General features: G+C 72.5%; 16 protein-coding genes. 8 read left to right on the plus strand and 8 right to left on the minus strand.

Annotated features, from left to right (window positions below):
- The first annotated feature begins 187 nt into the window (after nucleotides 1-187).
- The 3 genes from KU893_RS08500 to KU893_RS08510 are packed head-to-tail and all read left to right on the plus strand — an operon-like array spanning nucleotide 188 to nucleotide 4,496.
- Nucleotides 188-772 (plus strand): TetR/AcrR family transcriptional regulator, encoded by a 585-nt coding sequence (locus KU893_RS08500; protein WP_218233914.1) that lies wholly within the window; start codon nucleotides 188-190, stop codon nucleotides 770-772.
- Complete coding sequence (locus KU893_RS08505; protein ID WP_218233915.1) at nucleotides 772-2,511, plus strand: ABC transporter ATP-binding protein; 1,740 nt, start codon at nucleotides 772-774, stop codon at nucleotides 2,509-2,511. The genes KU893_RS08500 and KU893_RS08505 overlap by 1 nt, the downstream gene beginning before the upstream one ends.
- A complete protein-coding gene (locus KU893_RS08510) occupies nucleotides 2,508-4,496 on the plus strand; it encodes an ABC transporter ATP-binding protein (RefSeq protein ID WP_218233916.1) in 1,989 nt (662 codons plus the stop codon). Before KU893_RS08505 ends, KU893_RS08510 begins: the two co-directional genes overlap by 4 nt.
- A gap of 69 nt (nucleotides 4,497-4,565) precedes the next feature.
- Here KU893_RS08510 and KU893_RS08515 read toward each other — a convergent pair whose 3' ends face one another.
- Nucleotides 4,566-5,192, minus strand: a complete 627-nt coding sequence (locus tag KU893_RS08515) for a hypothetical protein (RefSeq protein ID WP_218233917.1) — start codon at nucleotides 5,190-5,192, stop codon at nucleotides 4,566-4,568.
- A 456-nt stretch (nucleotides 5,193-5,648) separates the two neighbouring features.
- Here KU893_RS08515 and KU893_RS08520 point away from each other — a divergent pair, with 456 nt between their 5' ends.
- On the plus strand, nucleotides 5,649-7,268 hold the full coding sequence (locus KU893_RS08520) for an MDR family MFS transporter (RefSeq protein WP_246592250.1): 1,620 nt from the start codon (nucleotides 5,649-5,651) through the stop codon (nucleotides 7,266-7,268).
- Nucleotides 7,265-7,723 (plus strand): MarR family winged helix-turn-helix transcriptional regulator, encoded by a 459-nt coding sequence (locus KU893_RS08525; protein WP_218233919.1) that lies wholly within the window; start codon nucleotides 7,265-7,267, stop codon nucleotides 7,721-7,723. Before KU893_RS08520 ends, KU893_RS08525 begins: the two co-directional genes overlap by 4 nt.
- Here the strand turns inward: KU893_RS08525 and KU893_RS08530 are convergent.
- Entirely contained in the window at nucleotides 7,690-9,321 is a 1,632-nt protein-coding gene (locus tag KU893_RS08530; RefSeq protein ID WP_218233920.1) for a glycoside hydrolase family 13 protein, read from the minus strand. The genes KU893_RS08525 and KU893_RS08530 overlap by 34 nt on opposite strands.
- On the minus strand, nucleotides 9,318-10,037 hold the full coding sequence (locus tag KU893_RS08535) for a hotdog fold domain-containing protein (protein WP_257440742.1): 720 nt from the start codon (nucleotides 10,035-10,037) through the stop codon (nucleotides 9,318-9,320). The genes KU893_RS08530 and KU893_RS08535 overlap by 4 nt, the downstream gene beginning before the upstream one ends.
- 60 nt (nucleotides 10,038-10,097) lie before the next feature.
- Between KU893_RS08535 and KU893_RS08540 the strand changes: the two genes are divergently transcribed.
- Nucleotides 10,098-10,784, plus strand: a complete 687-nt coding sequence (locus tag KU893_RS08540) for an iron-dependent transcriptional repressor DtxR (RefSeq protein ID WP_218233921.1) — start codon at nucleotides 10,098-10,100, stop codon at nucleotides 10,782-10,784.
- Between the two features lie 102 nt (nucleotides 10,785-10,886).
- On the opposite strand, the gene KU893_RS08545 is transcribed toward KU893_RS08540, so the two are convergent.
- The 5 genes from KU893_RS08545 to KU893_RS08565 all read right to left on the minus strand — a co-directional run bounded on the left by KU893_RS08545 (nucleotide 10,887) and on the right by KU893_RS08565 (nucleotide 15,134).
- Nucleotides 10,887-11,723 (minus strand): Sir2 family NAD-dependent protein deacetylase, encoded by an 837-nt coding sequence (locus tag KU893_RS08545; protein ID WP_218233922.1) that lies wholly within the window; start codon nucleotides 11,721-11,723, stop codon nucleotides 10,887-10,889.
- A complete protein-coding gene (locus tag KU893_RS08550) occupies nucleotides 11,720-12,280 on the minus strand; it encodes a protein-L-isoaspartate O-methyltransferase family protein (protein WP_218233923.1) in 561 nt (186 codons plus the stop codon). Before KU893_RS08550 ends, KU893_RS08545 begins: the two co-directional genes overlap by 4 nt.
- Entirely contained in the window at nucleotides 12,258-12,524 is a 267-nt protein-coding gene (locus tag KU893_RS08555; RefSeq protein ID WP_218233924.1) for a DUF2277 domain-containing protein, read from the minus strand. Before KU893_RS08555 ends, KU893_RS08550 begins: the two co-directional genes overlap by 23 nt.
- A gap of 61 nt (nucleotides 12,525-12,585) precedes the next feature.
- The gene (locus KU893_RS08560) at nucleotides 12,586-14,619 is read right to left on the minus strand and encodes a beta-propeller domain-containing protein (RefSeq protein WP_218233925.1); all 2,034 of its coding nucleotides are present in this window, start codon (nucleotides 14,617-14,619) and stop codon (nucleotides 12,586-12,588) included.
- Nucleotides 14,616-15,134, minus strand: coding sequence for a SigE family RNA polymerase sigma factor (locus KU893_RS08565; RefSeq protein WP_218233926.1), 519 nt, complete (start codon nucleotides 15,132-15,134; stop codon nucleotides 14,616-14,618). The genes KU893_RS08560 and KU893_RS08565 overlap by 4 nt, the downstream gene beginning before the upstream one ends.
- 122 nt (nucleotides 15,135-15,256) lie before the next feature.
- Here KU893_RS08565 and KU893_RS08570 point away from each other — a divergent pair, with 122 nt between their 5' ends.
- Nucleotides 15,257-16,447 (plus strand): saccharopine dehydrogenase family protein, encoded by a 1,191-nt coding sequence (locus KU893_RS08570; protein WP_218233927.1) that lies wholly within the window; start codon nucleotides 15,257-15,259, stop codon nucleotides 16,445-16,447.
- A 175-nt stretch (nucleotides 16,448-16,622) separates the two neighbouring features.
- Nucleotides 16,623-18,392 carry a Tad domain-containing protein gene (locus KU893_RS08575; RefSeq protein WP_218233928.1) on the plus strand — a complete coding sequence of 590 codons (1,770 nt, stop codon included), beginning with the start codon at nucleotides 16,623-16,625 and terminating at the stop codon, nucleotides 18,390-18,392.
- The last annotated feature ends 2 nt before the right edge of the window (nucleotides 18,393-18,394 follow it).

The following is an 18,394-nucleotide window of genomic DNA, read 5'->3' on the forward strand; positions in this document are numbered from 1 at the left end:
CGCCGACTGTCCTGCGGACGGGGGCAGCTCGAGGGACGACGGGGCAGGTCGACCTGAAGTCAGGGGAAGCTCAACGGGGAGTTCCCGGCAGGTCACCGGCGAGTTCCCGGCAGGTCAACGGTGAGTTTGCGGCAGGTCAACGTGAATTCGCTTGTGAGTGAGTACTCACTCACTTACGCTGGCGGGCATGCCCCCGCGTGCCGCCCCGCTGTCCGCCGAGGACCGACGGGAGATGTTGATCCGGGCGACCCGGCCGCTGCTCTACGAGCACGGGCGCCGGGTCACCACGCGGCTGATCGCCGAGGCGGCGGGGGTCGCGGAGGGCACGATCTTCCGGGTCTTCGAGTCCAAGGACGACCTGCTCGACGCCACCGTCGCCCGCGCCTTCGAGCCCGGCGACGTGCTGGACCGCCTCGACGGGATCGACCCCGCCCTGCCGCTGCGCGAGAGGATGGTCGCGATGACCTCGATCCTGCAGCAGCGGTTCCTGGCAATCTTCGAGCTGATGCGCGCCCTCGGCGCGGTCGGCCCGCCCCAGCACCTCCACGACCGGCCCGAGCTCGTCGCGGGCCTGGAGGAGGTACGACGCCGGCTGCTCGCGCTGATCGAGCCCGATGCCGACCGGCTGACCCTGCCGCCCGAGCAGGTGCTCCACGTGTGGCGGCTGCTCACCTTCGCCGGCTCCCACCGGGAGATCGCCGACAACGACCTGCTCACCCCGACCCTGATCGTCGACACCGTGCTGCACGGCGTCGAGAGGAGAGACTGCTGATGCTCGGACAGCTGTTGCGCAGTTACCTGCGCCCCTACAAGGGCTGGCTCTCGGCGATCGTCGTGCTCCAGTTCACCGGCACCGCCGCGATGCTCTACCTGCCCAGCCTCAACGCCGACATCATCGACCAGGGCGTCGCCCGCGGCGACACCGGCAGGGTGGTTCAGCTCGGCGCGATCATGCTCGCCGTGGCCCTCGTCCAGGCCGCCTGCTCGATGACCTCGGCGTGGTTCGGCGGCCAGGCGGCGATGGCGTTCGGCCGTGACCTGCGCAAGGCCGTGTTCGGGCGGATCGGCAGCTTCTCCGCGCGCGAGGTCTCCACCTTCGGCGCCCCGTCGCTGATCACCCGCGCGACCAACGACGTCCAGCAGGTGCAGATGCTGGCGATGATGACCTGCCTGATGGCGGTGACCATCCCGATCATGATGATCGGCGGGGTCATCATGGCGATGCGCGAGGACTTCGGCCTGTCCTGGCTGGTCGTCGCCGTCGTCCCGGTGCTCTTCGTCTGCATCGGCGTCGTCGTCTCCCAGATGGTGCCGGCGTTCCGCCAGGTCCAGGAGCGGCTCGACGACGTCAACCGGGTGCTGCGCGAGCAGATCTCCGGCATCCGGGTGGTGCGGGCCTTCGTCCGCGAGCCCCAGGAGGTGCAGCGCTTCGAGCGGTCCAACGCGGACCTCACGGCTGTCTCGCTGCGTGCCGGCCGCTGGATGGCGCTCATGTTCCCGCTCGTGATGGGTGTCTCGAACGTCGCCAGCGTCGGCGTGATCTGGTTCGGCGGCCACCGCGTCGACAGCGGGCAGATGGAGGTCGGCGCGCTCACCGCCTTCCTGGCCTACCTGATGCAGATCCTGATGTCGGTGATGATGGGCACCTTCATGCTGATGATGATCCCGCGGGCCTCGGTCAGCGCCGATCGGATCGGTGAGGTGCTCGACACCCGCACCACCGTCGTCCCGCCGGCCCACCCGGTCACGGAGGTCGCCGTCGCCGGCCACCTCGACCTCGAGGGCGTCGGCCTCACCTACCCCGGTGCCGAGGCGCCGGTGCTGCGCGACGTCACCTTCTCCGCGCGTCCTGGCCAGACCATCGCGGTGATCGGTTCCACCGGCGCCGGCAAGACCACCCTGGTCAACCTGGTGCCGCGACTGCTCGACGCCACCGAGGGCGTGGTGCGCGTCGACGGCGTCGACGTCCGGGACCTCGAGCCCGAGCTGCTCTGGTCGCGGATCGGGCTGGTGCCGCAGCGGGCCTTCCTGTTCTCCGGCACCGTCGCCTCCAACCTGCGCTACGGCCGACCGGACGCGACCGACGAGGAGCTGTGGGAGGCGCTCGAGATCGCGCAGGGCGCCGACTTCGTGCGCGCGATGCCCGACCAGCTCGACACTGCCGTCGCCCAGGGCGGGACGACCGTCTCCGGCGGCCAGCGCCAGCGGCTGGCCATCGCCCGCGCGCTCGTACGACGACCTGAGATCTACCTCTTCGACGACGCCTTCTCGGCGCTCGACGTCGCCACCGACGCCCGGCTACGGGCAGCGCTGAAGCCGGTGACGCGGGACGCGACCGTGCTGATCGTCGCGCAGCGGATCGCCACCATCCGTGACGCCGACGTGATCCTCGTGCTCGAGGACGGCGAGGTCGTCGGCCAGGGCACCCACGACGAGCTGTTGCGGGACAACCCGACGTACCAGGAGATCGCCGCCTCGCAGGGCATCAAGGGAGAGGAGGTCGTGGCATGAGCGGGACCCCCAAGGCCGGTGCCGGCAGGAACGGCACCATGAAGCAGACCGAGCGGATCGTCCAGCAGGGCGGTCCGGGCCGCGGCCCGATGGGCGGCATGGTCGGTCAGAAGGCCGACGACTTCGGTGCCTCCGCCAGGCGGCTGCTCTCCCTGCTGCGCCCCGCGCGCGGCAAGGCGGTCGCCGTCCTGCTGCTCGGGCTCGGCAGCGTCGCCTCCGTCGTGATCGGCCCCTACCTGCTGGGCAAGGCCACCGACGCCGTGTTCACCGGCCTGATCGGCCGCCGGCTCGAGGGACACACCCAGGCCGAGGCCGTCGCCCAGGCGGAGGCGCGCGGTGACAGCGGCATGGCCGACTTCCTGCGCGGCCTCAAGGACGTCGTCCCGGGGCAGGGCGTCGACTTCGACAAGGTCGGCCACCTGCTGCTCATCACGCTGCTCGTGTACGTGGGCGGCCAGGTGCTCGGCTGGCTGCAGGGCTACCTCGTCAACGACGTCGTGCAGGCGACCGTGAAGCAGATGCGCTCCGACGTCGAGGAGAAGATCCACCGTCTCCCGTTGGCCTACTTCGACAAGCAGCCCCGCGGCGAGCTGCTGAGCCGGGTCACCAACGACATCGACAACGTCGCGCAGAACCTGCAGCAGACGATGAGCCAGCTGCTCACCTCGCTGCTCATGGTCGTCGGTGTGCTCGGCGCGATGTTCTGGGTCTCGCCGTTGCTGGCGGTGATCGCGCTGGTGTCGGTCCCGATCGCGATGTTCGTGACCGGCCGGGTGATGAAGCGCTCGCAGAGCCAGTTCATCAACCAGTGGCGCCAGACCGGCCGGCTCAACGCTCAGGTCGAGGAGTCCATCTCGGGGCACGCGCTGGTCACCGTCTTCGGCCGGCGCGCCGCTGTCGAGGACGAGTTCGACAGCGCCAACGAGGAGCTCTACCAGTCGTCGTACCGGGCCCAGTTCATCAGCGGTCTCGTGATGCCGCTGATGATGCTGGTCGGCAACCTCAACTACGTCGTGATCGCCGTGGTGGGCGGACTGCGGGTCGCCTCGGGTTCGCTCTCGCTGGGCGAGGTGCAGGCGTTCATCCAGTACTCCCGCATGTTCACCCAGCCGATCACGCAGATCGCGTCGATGGCCAACCTGCTGCAGTCCGGCGTGGCGTCGGCCGAGCGGGTCTTCGAGCTGCTCGACGCCGACGAGGAGGTCGCGCCCTCCTCGCTGTCGACGGTGCCCGAGCGCTCGACGACCCGCGGCGAGGTCGCCTTCGAGGACGTCTCGTTCTCCTACGACCCCGACGAGCCGCTCATCGAGCACCTCTCGCTGGTCGCGCACCCCGGCCAGATGGTCGCGATCGTCGGCCCCACCGGCGCCGGCAAGACCACCCTGGTCAACCTGATCATGCGGTTCTACGAGCTCGACGGCGGCCGGATCACCCTCGACGGCACCGACATTGCCTCGCTCGGTCGTGGTGAGCTCCGCAGCCGGATCGGGATGGTCCTCCAGGACACCTGGCTGTTCGAGGGGTCGATCCGCGACAACATCGCCTACGGCCGCCCGGACGCGACGGAGGAGGAGATCCGCGAGGCTGCGCGGGCGACGTACGTCGACCGGTTCGTGCACTCCCTGCCGGAGGGCTACGACACGAGGGTGGACGACGAGGGCTCCAACCTGTCGGCCGGCGAGCGCCAGCTGATCACCATCGCCCGCGCCTTCCTGGCCCAGCCGGCGCTGCTGATCCTCGACGAGGCGACGTCGTCGGTCGACACCCGCACCGAGCTCCTGCTGCAGCAGGCGATGGCGGCGCTGCGCACCGACCGGACGTCGTTCGTCATCGCGCACCGGCTCTCCACCATCCGCGACGCCGACCTGATCTTGGTGATGGAGGACGGCCGGATCGTGGAGCAGGGCTCGCACGCCGAGCTGCTCGGGCGCGAGGGGGCGTTCGCCCGGCTGCACGCGGCGCAGTTCGCTGCGGCGGCGGTGTGAACCGCACCCCATGCGTTCTGGTTGCGGATCCGGCCATTCGACGACCGATCTGCAGGGGGTGCGGGAGCGTCAGCAGTCGAACTGGAAGTACGCCGGCTCGCCGCCGGTGACCGCGATCGCGCTGATCGGGGTGTCTGCGGAGACCTCGCCCGGGGGCGCGTCGAGGAGGAACCCGAAGTAGGGCAGCCCGTCCTCCTCTCCGGGCGGGTAGACCGACGACTGGTCGAACCCGTCGGCCACCGGCCGGGTGAGGGTCGGGAACGCGGCCAGCAGGTCGCCGTACGTCGAGCCGACCTGGAGGTCGCCGTGCGCGGTGACCGGCCCCGGCGCGGTCACCCACAGCTGGGTGATCGTCGCGTCCTCGTCGGTCAGCACCCGCAGCCCGACGCCGTCCGGGTCGTCCTTCCAGTGGATCAGCTCGCCCTCGCAGATCGCCGCCCCGTCGGCGAACAGCCCGGTGGCCGACCACTCGGCGCGGGTCATCCCGACCCGGGCATCGCCGATCGCGCCCGGCCGGATCACCAGGGCCGGCAGGGCGGTGCTGGGTGCCCGCGTGGTGCGGGTCGGCGTGGGGGTCGGCGTGGACGTGGTCGACGAGCGAGGGGGACCCGGCTCGCTCGCGGGCCCGCCGTCGTCGGACGAGCAGCCGGTGAGGGCGAGCAGCAGGGCGGCGGCGAGGATCAGCGGGCGGGCCATGGCGTGCACCTACCCGCGGTTGCGTCGTACCAACCGAGCTCGTCGTGAATCCGCCTGCCGGACGACGAATCCGGTCGTTGCGCCGTCCCACGGTCCACGGCGCCGGAGACCGCGGCCAAATCCCGTTGTGCGCCGCCGATCCGCGACCTACCGTGGTCGCACACGGGAAAGGAGGTGGTCCGAAGAATGAGTTCTTCCAGGACGCGTGAGGTGGCTGCCCGCTAGCAGCCCCGCAGTTCAGGCTGCGCGCGAATCCAACGCAGCCACCCGACCCGCAGGTGAAACCGGGATCGTCCCCCGGCCCGGTCCGCACGGACCGCACCTGCGGGTCGTTCGCTGTCACGGGCCGGTCGGCGAGGTCGAGCACCGCTCCACTGGTTGACGAGATCAACTATCTCCGGATATGGTTGATGCCTGACAACCATTCGGGTGATGACGAGAAGAGATGACGACTCGATGACCAACGCAGCGTCGGCCACCGCCGCGCCGGGCCAGATGACGCACCGCGAGATCATGGAGGCCCTGACCGGGCTGCTGCTCGCGATGTTCGTGGCCATGCTCTCCAGCACCGTGGTGAGCAACGCCCTGCCCGCGATCGTGACCGACCTCCACGGCAGCCAGACCGGCTACACGTGGGTCGTGGTCGCGACGCTGCTGACCATGACGGCGACCACCCCGATCTGGGGCAAGCTCGCCGACCTGTTCAGCAAGAAGATCCTCGTGCAGGCCGCCCTGGTCATCTTCTCGGTGGGCTCCGTCGTCGCCGCGGCCGCGCCCACCATGGGCGTGCTCATCGGGGCGCGGGCCTTCCAGGGGCTCGGCGTCGGCGGCCTGACCGCGCTGGTCCAGGTCGTCATCGCCTCGATGGTCCCCCCGCGCGAGCGTGGCCGCTACAGCGGCTACATCGGGGCGGTGTTCGCGACGGCGACCGTCAGCGGCCCGCTGCTCGGTGGGCTGATCGTGGACAGCCCGATGGGCTGGCGCGGCTGCTTCGTCGTCGGCATCCCGATCGCCGCGCTCGCCTTCGTCGTCCTCCAGAAGACCCTGCACCTGCCGACCATCAAGCGCGAGGTGAGGATCGACTACCTCGGCGCCACCCTGATCATGGCCGGCATCAGCCTGATCCTGGTCTGGGTCAGCCTCGCGGGCACCAACTTCGACTGGATCTCCGCTACGTCGGCCGCGCTGGTCGCTGGCAGCCTCGCCCTCATCGGCGGCGCGCTGTGGGTCGAGGCCCGGGTCGCCAGCGAGCCCGTGATCCCGCTGCGCCTGTTCCGCGACCGCACCACGTCGCTCGCCACCGCCGCCTCCGTGATGGTCGGCGTCGCGATGTTCGGCGCGACCGTCTACCTCAGCCAGTACTTCCAGCTCGCACGCGGCATGAGCCCGACCGAGGCCGGCCTGATGTCGGTCGCGATGGTCGGCGGCCTGCTCGTCTCGAGCATCGTCAGTGGCCGGGTCATCACGCGCACCGGCCTGTGGAAGCGGTGGCTGGTCGGCGGCATGGTCTTCGTCATCGTCGGCATCGCCCTGCTCGGCACTATCGACGCCACCACGTCGCTGTGGGTGGTCGGCGGCTACATGGCGCTGACCGGCATCGGCCTCGGCGCCACCATGCAGAACCTGGTCCTGTCGGTGCAGAACAACGTCGCCGTCCAGGACCTCGGCGCCGCCAGCTCGGTCGTCGCGATGTTCCGCTCGATCGGCGGCTCGGCCGGTGTCGCGGCCCTCGGCGCGGTGCTCGCCCACCAGGTCACCAGCGGCGTCAAGGACGGCATCACCGCCCTGGTGAAGGCCGGCAAGATCAGCCAGGAGCAGCTCGCCGCGATGCAGCACTCCACCGGCGACATCCCCCGCCTGGCCGACCTCCCGGCCCCGATCCGGGCGCTCTACGAGGCCTCCTTCGGCGACGCCGTCGGCCACCTGTTCCTCGTCGCGGTGCCGTTCGCCGTCGTCGCCCTCGTCTGCGTCGTGTTCATCAAGGAGGTCCCGCTGCGGACCTCCCACGGCCCCGTCGCGCCGGCAGAGTCCGGTGAGGAGGCCGGTGAGGAGACCGGGCTCGAGGCCGCGCGATGAGCAGCACGCTCACCCGCAGCGAGGCCCTGAAGGACCTCGAGGTGGAGGTCGGTGTCCTCATCCGTCGGGCTCGCCGGGTGGTCGGGGAGCGCGCCCGCGCGGTGCACCCGGAGCTGCTGCCGGCGTCGTACCTCATGCTCGGCTACGTCCGCGACAACGGCCCGCTGCGGGCCTCGGCGATATGCTCGGTCTTCGACATCGACAAGGCCGCGATCAGCCGGCAGGTCCAGCACCTGATCGACCTCGGTCTGGTCGACCGGGAGCCCGACCCGGAGGACGGCCGGGCCACCCTGCTCAGCGTCAGCGAGGAGGGGGCCCGACGCCTCGAGGCCGTCGCCGTGGAGCGGCGCGAGCTCCTCGCGGAGCGGCTGGGGGACTGGCCGGTCGACGAGCTGGAGGACTTCGCGGCGTTCCTGCGCCGCTACAACGACGTGCTCGGCGCTGACCGCTCCTGACCGCTAGCTGTGATGCCCAGCCAGACGGCGGTGTCCGGCGGCAGCACGCCGCCGGGCAGCGGCCCGCTGCTGATCAGCACCTCGCCCTCCGGCAGCGGCGCCGGGTAGGTGCCGGCGTTGAGGACGATCCTCACCCCCGCCCGGCGTACGACGAGCAGGTCGTCCTCGGCGCTCGCGACCGTCTCGTCGTCGGCCCCGGCGAACACCGCGCGTCGCGCGGCCAGGGCCCGGCGGTAGAACGCCAGTGTCGAGTCGGGGTCGGCGAGCTGGGACTCGACCGTCAGGTTCGCCCAGTCGTCGGGCTGGGGGATCCAGGGCTGGCTGCCCGCCGGACCCCCGAAGCCGTACGGCGGCACGGTGCCCGACCACGGCAGCGGCACCCGGCACCCGTCACGTCCCGGCTTGCCGGTGCGGAACCACGACGGGTCCTGGCGCGCCTCGGGCGGCACGTCGACCTGCTCGAGACCGAGCTCCTCGCCCTGGTAGAGGTACGCCGAGCCGGGCAGGGCCAGCATGGTCAGGGTCGCGGCGCGGCCCCGGGCGAGACCGACCGGGCCGCCGCCGTACCTCGTGGGATGGCGCTCGACGTCGTGGTTGGAGAGCACCCAGGTCGGCGCCGACGCGGCGGCGGCGACGGCGGCGATCGAGTCGGTGATCACGTCGGCGAAGGCCTCGGCGGACCACGGCGTGCCGAGCCAGCCGAAGTTGAACGCCTGGTGCAGCTCGTCGGGACGGATGAACATCGCCATCGACGCGGCGGTCTGGGTCCACGCCTCGGCGACGGCCATCCGCTCGCCCGGGTAGGAGTCGAGCACCTTGCGCCAGCGCCGGTAGACCTCGTGGACCTCGGGCTGGTCCCACATCGGCTCGTCGTGCAGGACTCGCTCGACCATCGACTCGGCCGCCTTCTTCGGCTTCCTCGGGCGGACCTGGTCGCGCAGCGCGGCGTCCTTGTACAGCCCGTGCGCGACGTCGACCCGGAAGCCGTCGACCCCGCGGTCGAGCCAGAACCGGAGCACCCCCTCGAACATGTCACCGACCTCCGGGTTGCGCCAGTCGAGGTCGGGCTGGGAGGCGTCGAACAGGTGGAGGTACCACTCGCCGTCGGGCACCCGGGTCCAGGCGGGGCCGCCGAAGATCGAGTCCCAGTTGTTCGGCGGCTGCACGCCGTCCTTCCCCCGACCTGAGCGGAACAGGTAGCGCGCCCGCTCCGGCGACCCCGGACCGGCGGCGAGCGCGGCCCGGAACCAGGCGTGCTGGTCGGAGGTGTGGTTGGGGACGAGGTCGACGATCACCCGCAGCCCCAGCCGGTGGGCGGTCTCGAGCAGCTCGTCGAGGTCGGCCAGGGCGCCGAACAGCGGGTCGACGTCGGAGTAGTCGGCGACGTCGTAGCCGTGGTCCTTCTGCGGTGAGGTGTAGAACGGCGTGATCCACAAGGCGTCGACGCCGAGGTCGCGCAGGTAGGGCAGGCGCGAGGTGATGCCGGGCAGGTCGCCGATCCCGTCGCCGTTCCCGTCGCCGGTGGGCAGGCCGTCGGCGAAGCTGCGGACGTAGACCTGGTAGACGACCGCGTCGTACCACCACGGGTGCCTCGTCACCGGAAGGCCTCCGGGTCGACGGTGAACCAGGTGTGCTCCGCGGTCGCGACCACCTCGTCGTGCGGGCCGTAGATCGTCGCGGCCGTGAACGTCTTGCGCCCGTCGATGCCGCGCTGCTCGCCCACGACGACGTAGCGCTCCGAGGTCCGCGGCAGGCTGCGCAGCTCGGCGGTCATCCGGCCGAGCACCGACGGACGGCCCTCGAGGTCGCTGGCCCAGCCGCCGGGGCAGTCGAGGGCGGCCCAGGCGATCGGCACCGCGCTCTCGTACGGCGTCCAGGTGGCCGCCACCCGGGCGTCGTCGGCGTCGTCCGGGGCCACCGGGCCGGCGAAGATCCGCAGCCCGTCGCCGACCCGGCGGTCCGGGCCGCACGCGAAGCAGGTCGGGAACGGGTGCGAGCGGTGGCCCAGGTAGCGGGCCTCGGCCTCGGCGGCGGTCGCGGGCGAGACGGGGGCGACGGGGACCGGCCGCGTCTCGGCGTACACCGCCTCGGCGACGGGCTGCCCGTCCCGGGTGAGCGTCGCACCGGCGGCGGTCGCGACGACCGGCATCGGCACGTCGAGCGGCGGGGGCAGACGCAGGGTGACGGTGATCGCCGTACCGATGCCCTGGGCGGGGAGCGTCGCCGCGAGGGCCCCGCAGGTCCAGCCGCCGTTGCCCGAGCGGGGCGGTCCGTTGAAGCGGTGCGGGACGATCAGCGGGGGCAGCGTGCTCACCCGCCCAGCATGGCAGGCCGCTGGTGTGCGGCCTTTCTCTTAATGGGTCAGAATAGGGAGGTGAGCGATCTCATCGACACCACCGAGATGTACCTCCGCACGATCTACGAGCTGATCGAGGAGGGCATCGTCCCGCTGCGGGCCCGCATCGCCGAGCGCCTGCACCAGAGCGGGCCGACGGTGTCGCAGACGGTGGCGCGGATGGAGCGCGACGGCCTGTTGACCGTCGAGGGCGACCGCCACCTCGAGCTCACCGAGGAGGGCCACCGCCTCGCGACCCGCGTCATGCGCAAGCACCGCCTCGCCGAGCGCCTGCTCACCGACGTGATCGGCCTCGACTGGGAGCTGGTCCACGAGGAGGCGTGCCGCTGGGAGCACGTCATGTCCGAGACCGTCGAGCGCCGGCTCATCGAGCTCCTCGGCCACCCGACCGAGTCGCCCTACGGCAACCCGATCCCGGGCCTCGGCGAGCTCGGCCAGGCCGCCGTCGGCGAGACCTTCATGGCCGACGTCGAGCCGCTCTCCAAGGCCGCCGGGCCCGAGTCGGCCCGCGCCGTGGTGCGCCGCATCTCCGAGGAGATGCAGAAGGACGACTCCCTGATGAGCGCCATGCGCCGGGTCGGCGCGCTGCCCGACAAGACGATCACCATCCAGGCCACGTCCGACGGGGTGCTCGTCGGTGCCGGCGGCGAGACCGCCGAGATCTTCCCGGAGGCGGCCGACCACATCTTCGTCAGGAAGCTGTAGCGGATCCGGGCCGAAGCCAGTTTCACCGGCCGGCCGGTGAAACTGGCGCTGGGACGAGGAAACTTCCTCGTCCCAGCGCCAGTTTTCTCGTCCAGGCTGTCGTTATGACACCCGCTCGCCGGGCCGGGCGGCGGCCAGGGCGGGGAGCCAGTCGCTGGTCCCGGCGTCGACCTTGTACGACGCGAGGTCGTCGCCGCGGGTCGTGCCGCGGTTGACGACGACCACGGGCGTGCCGGCGCGCGCCGCCCGGCGGACGAACCGCAGCCCGCTCATCACGGTCAGGCTCGAGCCCGCGACGAGCAGGGTGCCGCCGGTGCCGGCGAGCCGGTCGACCGCGGCGTAGCAGCGCTCGACCCGCGGCTTGGGGACGTTCTCGCCGAAGAACACCACGTCCGGCTTCAGCGGGCCGCCGCAGTCGGCGCAGCCGGGGACCACGAAGTCGGCGGTGTCCTCGAGGGCGACGTCGCCGTCGGGCCGGGCCGCGACGTCGGCGTGCCGGGCCGCCCAGCCGGGGTTGGCGGCCTCGAGTCGCTGCTGCAGCGCGGCCCGGGGCGTCGTACGACGGCAGGCGAGGCAGCAGACCTCGGCGATGCGTCCGTGCAGGGCGACCAGCGCGGGGGTGCCGGCTGCCTCGTGGAGGCCGTCGACGTTCTGGGTGATGACCAGGTCGGCGCCGAGGGCGGCGACGGCGCGGTGGCCGGCATTGGGCTCGGCGCGGCGCATCCGCGCCCAGCCGAGGTGGCTGCGCGCCCAGTACCGCTGCTGCGCGGCCGGCCCGGACACGAACTCCTGGTAGGTCATCGGCATCCGCGCGGGCGCGCCGGGGCCGCGGTAGTCGGGGATGCCGGAGTCGGTCGACAGGCCGGCGCCGGTCAGCACGACGAGCGGGCCGGACGCGCACAGCTCGAGCGCCGCGTCGCGCTCCCCGACGAGACTCACCGCTCCAGCGTACGCAGCGGGACGAAGTCGTACCGCCCGTGTCGCTCGACCCGCAGCATCTCCCCGGCCACCGGCCCGACCAGGACCCCGCGGCGCCGGAGCTGGCGGACCAGGGCGTTCGGCAGGACCGGCGCCTCGGCCGACACCAGCACCCGGTGGTACGGCGCCTCGGCGGGCCAGCCCAGCACCGCCGGATCGGCCTGGTGCAGCCGGATGGTCGGGTGCGGCGGGGGGAGGTTGCGGTGCGCCATCGCCAGCACCTCCGGCACCAGCTCGACGCCGACCACGAGCCCGGTCGGACCGGTCAGGTGCGCGAGCAGGGCCGTCGTCCACCCGGACCCGCATCCCACGTCGAGCACCCGGTCGCCCGGCTCCACGTCCAACAGCGCGAGCATCGCCCGCACCGTCGAGGGCTGGGAGTTGGTGACGCCGTACCCGAGGGGCAGGGCGTTGTTGACGCCGGCGAACCGGACCTGGTCGGGCGGCAGGAAGCGCTCGCGCGCCACCGCGGCGAACGCCTCGTCGAGCCGGCGCTCAGCCGTAGCGGAGCCGCGCACGCTCGCGTGCCTTGTCGGCCTCGACCTCCCGGTTCTTCGGCGGCGCGGTCGTCACCAGGTCGTCGAGGAGGTGCTGGGTGATGTGGGCGATCTCGGCGACCGCCCGGTCGAAGGCCGGCTGGTTGGCCTGGCTGGGCTTCGTCGTCCCACTCACCTTGCGGACGAACTGCAGCGCCGCCGCGGTCACCTCGTCCCGCGTGGCCGGCGGCTCGAAGTTGTTGAGCGGGCGGATGTTGCGGCACATGGCTCCACGGTACGCCGGGGCGGGGACAGCGGGCTCGGGTTCGGCACCACCCGCGCCACGCCTACAGCTCGAGGAACTGCGCCTCCTCGCCGGTCACCAGCACCACCCGCCCGTCGGGCAGCGGCACGGCGCGGACCAGGTCGACGTCGGCGCCGTACTCGACCTTGATCCGGCGCTCCTGCAGCCGGCCGCCGGCCAGCTTGAGCACGGACAGGTAGCCGACGCGGCGGCTGCCCCACCTCTCGACGACGGTCAGCACGGTGCGCCGGTCGGGCAGCCAGGTGAACGCGCGGGGGTCGGTGCCCGCGAGGGCCGAGGTGGCGCGGCCGTAGCCGAGCACGTCGAGCCGGGACACCCGGTCGGTGTCGCGTACGTCGAACAGGCCGACCTGCGCGCCCCAGCCGTCGGGGCCCGGGCCCGCGCCGACGCCGATCAGGCGGGCGCGCCCCAACGGGTGGAGGTAGGCGGAGAAGCCGGGGATCTTCAGCGCGCCGAGCAGGCGTGGGGCGGAGGTGTCGCTGAGGTCGACGGTGTAGAGCGGGTCCCGGCGCCGGAAGGTCACGACGATCGCGAGGTCGTCGAACCAGCGCACCGACTCGATCTCCTCGTTGCGACCCAGACCGTCGAGCCGGCCGCGCTCGACGAGCTCCCGACCCTGCTGCTCGAAGGTGACCACGGAGCTGAAGTTGCCGGTCTCGCTGGTGGGCCCGACGGCGACGCGCAGCACGCCGCCGGCCTCGTCGAGCGACCACCGGTCGCGGATCGCCCCCTCGACCTCGCCGGAGGCGACGTGGGTGGCGCGGGTGCCGTCGAGCGCGAAGCCGAAGACGTACGACGTCCCGTCGTTCAGGCCGCCCGGGAACGCCCGCGACGTGCCGGTCACCACGTCGCCGCACCAGTCGATGCAGCCCCAGGAATCGGAGCCGGCGCTGGCGAGGTAGAGGTGGTCGGCCGACTCGTAGGCGATGTCGGCGAGCCCGGCCAGCCCGATCGCGTCGAGGCGGCCGGCGTCGGTGGCGTCGAAGCCGACGACGCCGGTGGTGCCGAGCGCGAGCGCGTCGGAGGGGAGCGCGACGTCACGGCAGTCGAGGAGCTGGGTGGGCTTGGCGTCGCCGACGGCCACGGTCGGCAGCCAGTCCGCGAGGGTGCTGTCCGTCACGGCCTTGCGGTTGTGCGCGAGCGCCTCCTGCTCACTGCGCTTGCCCGTGGGCTCGACGAAGTCGAGCTCGGGCAGGCCGTTGGCCAGGACCAGGCGGACGGTGTCCTCGTGCTGGCGGGCCGACACCTCGCGGGCGTCGTACCGGACGTCGTCGACGACCTTCGGCGCGGCCGGGTCGGCTATGGACACGGTCAGCACCCGGGTCCCGGGCGCCTCCGCCGGGGTGCCGGCGTCGCGGCCGAGCGCGACCACGGTGTCGCCGGCCAGCAGGATCTCCGGTCCCTCGACTCCCGGGAGGTCGACGGTGGACACCTTCGCGGTCGAGGAGCCGGTGACGTCGTACACGTCGAGGCGGTCGTGGCGGACGGCGACCAGTACCGAGCCGTCGGTCTTCACCGTGTCGGGTTCGTCGACGCCCGCCTCCTGCACGTTGGTGCCGGTCTCGCTGTTGGTCTGCCGCTCGGTCCGCGGGGTCCTCGCGGCGCCGACCGCCTGGTCGGAGTCCGGCGTCGAGATGGACCGCCTCAGCAGGTCGCCCTCCATGCCGTAGGCGATCGGTCCGCCGCCGCTCCAGCCCCAGGGCCCGACGAGCTCCAGCCCCCGGCGGACGTACGACGCCCGCAGGTCGTCGCACGACGTCGCCGGCTCCAGGTCGGCCTGGAAGGCGACGTGCCGCGGCAACCGGTCCACGCCGCCCGCTCCGGCCGACGGCCCGCCCGGACCCGACCCGCCCGGACCCGACCCGCCCGGCCCGCCGGTCAGGGCGCCGGCCAGGTAGGCGCCGGCCAGGGCGGTCACGGCGGCGGCGGTCAGCAGGGGCCGGACCAGCACCCGGCGGCGCCGACCGCGGCCGGTGCTGTCGGCGGCAGTGAGGATCGCGCCGACCGGAGCGGGTCCGGTCGGGTAGGCGTCCCAGAGGTTCTCCAGGTCGGTCATCGGCTTCCCCCCGTGAAGTCGAGCAGGTGGTCGTCGGCGGCGAGGTGGGCGAGCGCGCGGGACAGCCGGCTCTTCACCGTCCCCGCGGCGATGCCGAGCACCTCGGCGGTCTGGCGTTCGGTCAGCTGAACGAAGTACCGCAGCACGACGACCTCCCGGTTGGGCTTGGTCAGGCCGCCGAGCGCTCGGTGCACCGCGTCGGCGAGGGCGACCCGGTCGGTCGCGTCGGGCTCCGCGGTGTGCGCGGCGTCGAGGCCGGCGTCGTATTGCCGGTCCTTCCACCAGCGAGTACGACGCACGTCGCGCAGGCAGTTGAGCAGCATCCGGTAGACGTAGGCGTCGCGGTTCTCGGCGCTGCTGACCTTCGTCCAGCCGGTGTAGCAACGCACCAGCGTGGTCTGGGCCAGGTCCTCCGCCTCGTGCGGGCGGGCGCCGAGGAAGACGGCGGCGCGCACGAGCGACGGCCAGCTCTGCTGGACGGAGTCGGCGTACGCCGCCTCGGTCTCGGGTTCCACGTGCTCTCCTGCCTGTGTCGAACCTATGACGGGCGCCGGGGGCGGGAAGGTTCCCTCGGTCTCGAGATGCTCGCGGGGCGATCTCCTCGACCACCGTGCGGCGCGGATGGAAGAGTGGGGGCATGGCTGACAGCACGCGCCCCTACGACGTCGTCCTGTTCGGAGCCACCGGCTTCACCGGGGGACTCACCGCCGACTACCTGGCCCAGCACGCCCCCGCCGACCTGCGCTGGGCGCTCGCCGGCCGCAACGAGCGCAAGCTCGAGGGGGTGCGCGAGCGCCTCGCCGCCGTGAACCCCGCGCTCGCCGACCTGCCGCTGCTGGTCGCCGACGCCGAGGACGCCGACGCGCTGGCCGAGGTGGTGGCGACCACGAAGGTGGTGGCGACGACGGTCGGCCCCTACCTCGAGTACGGCGGTCCGCTGGTCGCCGCATGCGCCAACGCCGGCACCGACTACGTCGACCTGACCGGTGAGCCGGAGTTCGTCGATCGCACCTACGTCGAGCACAACGCCGCCGCCGAGGGATCGGGCGCCCGGCTGGTCCACTGCTGCGGCTTCGACTCGATCCCGCACGACCTCGGTGCCTACTTCACGATCAAGGAGCTGGCGAAGGAGGTCGGCGGCGAGATCACGACCCCGGTCACGATGCGCGGCGTCGTCCGCGCCGGGGCCGGATTCTCCGGCGGCACGTTCCACTCCGCCCTCACGGCCTTCTCCCGCGCCCGGCAGATGAAGGAGGCGTCGACCGCGCGGCGCCGGATGGAGCCGCGCCCCGAAGGCCGCCGCTCCCGCGCGAGCGCCGGCCGCCCGCGCCGCGACGCCGACCTCGGCTACTGGCTGCTCCCGCTGCCCACCATCGACCCGTTCGTCGTCGCCCGCAGCGGCGCCCACCTGCCGTCGTACGGTCCGGCGTTCAGCTACTCCCACTTCGCCGGCACCAAGACCCTGCGGTACGCCGCCGGCGGCGCGGTGGGCGTGACCGGCCTGGCCCTCGCGGCCCAGGTCCCGCCGCTGCGCAACGCACTGCTCAAGCGGGTCCCGCAGGGTGAGGGGCCCTCGCCGAGCCGGCGCGAGAAGTCCTGGTTCACCGTCGACTTCGTCGCCGAGACCGCCGGGAAGAAGGTCCGCACCCGGGTCTCCGGCGGCGACCCGGGCTACACCGAGACCGCGAAGATGCTGGCCGAGTCCGCGCTGTGCCTGGCCCTCGACGACAACCCGAACGTCACCGGCCAGGTCACCACCGCCACCGCGATGGGCGAGGCGCTGCTGGCCCGCCTGGAGCGGGCGGGGATCTCCTTCGAGCGCCGCTGACGGCGCCGGCGGTGAGCTGCCCCAGCCGCCCGCGGACCGGGCTCGGCCGTTCTGCAGTGGGTCAAGCGTCCGCTTAGGTACCCTCTCCTCGGGCGTGGAGGCGTCCGGGGAGACGTCCGTGCGGCGGCGGAGGGGGTACGACGACCGCGCGGGCCCAGTGGGAGGAGACCCGTCGATGGCGCGCGCCAGCCTGCGTCGTACCCCGTCGCGTCCAGCGCGAGGCTCCGAGCGCGGGGCCACCACGGTGCTGATGGCCGTGTTCTTGGCGGTGGCCCTGGTCTCCGCGGCGTTCGCGGTCGACCTCGGCATGCAGCGGGTGCTGCGCCGCGACCTGCAGGCCGTCGTCGACGTGGTGGCCCTCGACCTCGCGCGCGAGCTGACCGGCAAGAAGGCGGGGGACTACGCCGCCGCCGACCGCGCCGCGATCGACACGGCCAAGGCTGCCAGCCTGCGCCGCAACAGCCGCCTGGTCGGCGGGGAGGTGCCGGCGGCCGACGTCACCTGGGAGCTCGTCTCCCTCGTCGACGGTGCGTGGCGGCCCTCGGCGGCGACCGAGATCCCCGGCGGTGTCCGGGTGAGCGCCCACTCCGACGTCGCCTTCGCCTTCGGCGGGATCACCGGCGTCGAGAAGGGCGAGTCGTCGCGCACGGCGGTCGCGTCGGCCCGGCCCAGCGCGTGCCTGCAGGTCGGCTCGTACGCCGCCCAGCTCGACACGAAGCAGTCCTGGCTGCTCAACCCGCTGCTCGGCAAGCTGCTCGGGTCCGACCTCGCGCTCAAGGTGCTCGACCCCAAGGCCGGACTGGCGGGGGTCAACCTCAACCTGCTCGACCTGATCGAGGAGCTGGACCCGCTGGTCAGCGCCGACATCTCGGCGGCCTCCTTCACCCAGGTCGCCGGGGTCGACGTGGGGCTGTCCCAGCTGATGCTCGCGGCGGTGAAGGTGCTGGAGCGGCAGAGCGGCCGGCTGGCCGAGGTCGACCTGCTGCGCAACGTCTACAACGGCGTCCAGGCCAACCTGCCCGCGGTCGGGATCAAGCTCAGCGACCTCGTCCAGCTCGCCACCGCCGACGACGCCGCGGCCAACCTCGACCTCAACCTGTTCGATCTCGTCGCGGGATCGCTGGCGATCGCCAACGGCACCAACGTGATCAAGCTGCCGCTCGCCGTGAAGCTGCCGCTGCCGCTGGGACCCGGTGGCACCAGCCTGGTCGACCTCAAGGCCAGCGTGAAGGTCGGTCAGAAGCCGGTCTGGAGCTGCACGAAGGCCGCCAGCTCGCAGATCGAGATCACCCTCCAGGGCGACGCGCTCGCCCTCGACCTGGGCCTGATCGCCGTTCGGGTCCCGCTCTCCGTCAAGCTCACCCTCGCCGACGCCAGCGCCACCGTCACCGCGGTCGAGTGCCTGCCGACCGGCAAGCGGATCAAGATGCTCGTCGACAGCGGGCTGCTCGGCGTCGACGTCCGTCTCGGCCAGCGCGCCGACGACCCGACCTCGCCCAAGCTCAGCGTCTCCCTGCTCGGCCTCGGCATCCCGGGCTGGAACGGCATCGAGGTCGTCAGCGGCACCGTCGCCCTGTCCAGCGGGGCCAACCCGAACCGGCCGGTGCGCAGCACGCACCTCGACATCGTCGGCGAGAACTACGACGCCACGGTGCCGATCCAGCAGGGCGGCCTCGGCGTGCCCGACCTGTTCTTGTCGGTCAACAGCCTCAAGCTGCTGGGCGGCCTCGGCCCGCTCTCGGACCTGCTGGCCTTCCTCGGCATCCCGAGCCTGCTGCAGTGGGTCGTCGACCTGGTCCTCCAGGGCATCGTCAACCCGCTCAAGAACGGGCTCGACAAGTGGCTGCTCGGACCGCTGCTCACTGCTTTGGGCGCCGACGTCGCCGGCGGCACGGTCAACGCCGTGCCGAAGGTCGACTGCGGGACGCCGCGCCTGTCCGGCTGACC

The sequence above is a fragment of the Nocardioides daeguensis genome (assembly GCF_019192965.1).
In the GTDB taxonomy this organism is placed as follows: domain Bacteria; phylum Actinomycetota; class Actinomycetes; order Propionibacteriales; family Nocardioidaceae; genus Nocardioides; species Nocardioides daeguensis.

Coding starts and splice junctions, on each gene's coding strand:
- KU893_RS08500 (WP_218233914.1), top strand. CDS start 188: ATGCCCCCGCGTGCCGCCCCGCTGTCCGCCGAGGACCGACGGGAGATG.
- KU893_RS08505 (WP_218233915.1), top strand. CDS start 772: ATGCTCGGACAGCTGTTGCGCAGTTACCTGCGCCCCTACAAGGGCTGG.
- KU893_RS08510 (WP_218233916.1), top strand. CDS start 2,508: ATGAGCGGGACCCCCAAGGCCGGTGCCGGCAGGAACGGCACCATGAAG.
- KU893_RS08515 (WP_218233917.1), bottom strand. CDS start 5,192: ATGGCCCGCCCGCTGATCCTCGCCGCCGCCCTGCTGCTCGCCCTCACC.
- KU893_RS08520 (WP_246592250.1), top strand. CDS start 5,649: ATGACCAACGCAGCGTCGGCCACCGCCGCGCCGGGCCAGATGACGCAC.
- KU893_RS08525 (WP_218233919.1), top strand. CDS start 7,265: ATGAGCAGCACGCTCACCCGCAGCGAGGCCCTGAAGGACCTCGAGGTG.
- KU893_RS08555 (WP_218233924.1), bottom strand. CDS start 12,524: ATGTGCCGCAACATCCGCCCGCTCAACAACTTCGAGCCGCCGGCCACG.
- KU893_RS08560 (WP_218233925.1), bottom strand. CDS start 14,619: ATGACCGACCTGGAGAACCTCTGGGACGCCTACCCGACCGGACCCGCT.
- KU893_RS08570 (WP_218233927.1), top strand. CDS start 15,257: ATGGCTGACAGCACGCGCCCCTACGACGTCGTCCTGTTCGGAGCCACC.
- KU893_RS08575 (WP_218233928.1), top strand. CDS start 16,623: ATGGCGCGCGCCAGCCTGCGTCGTACCCCGTCGCGTCCAGCGCGAGGC.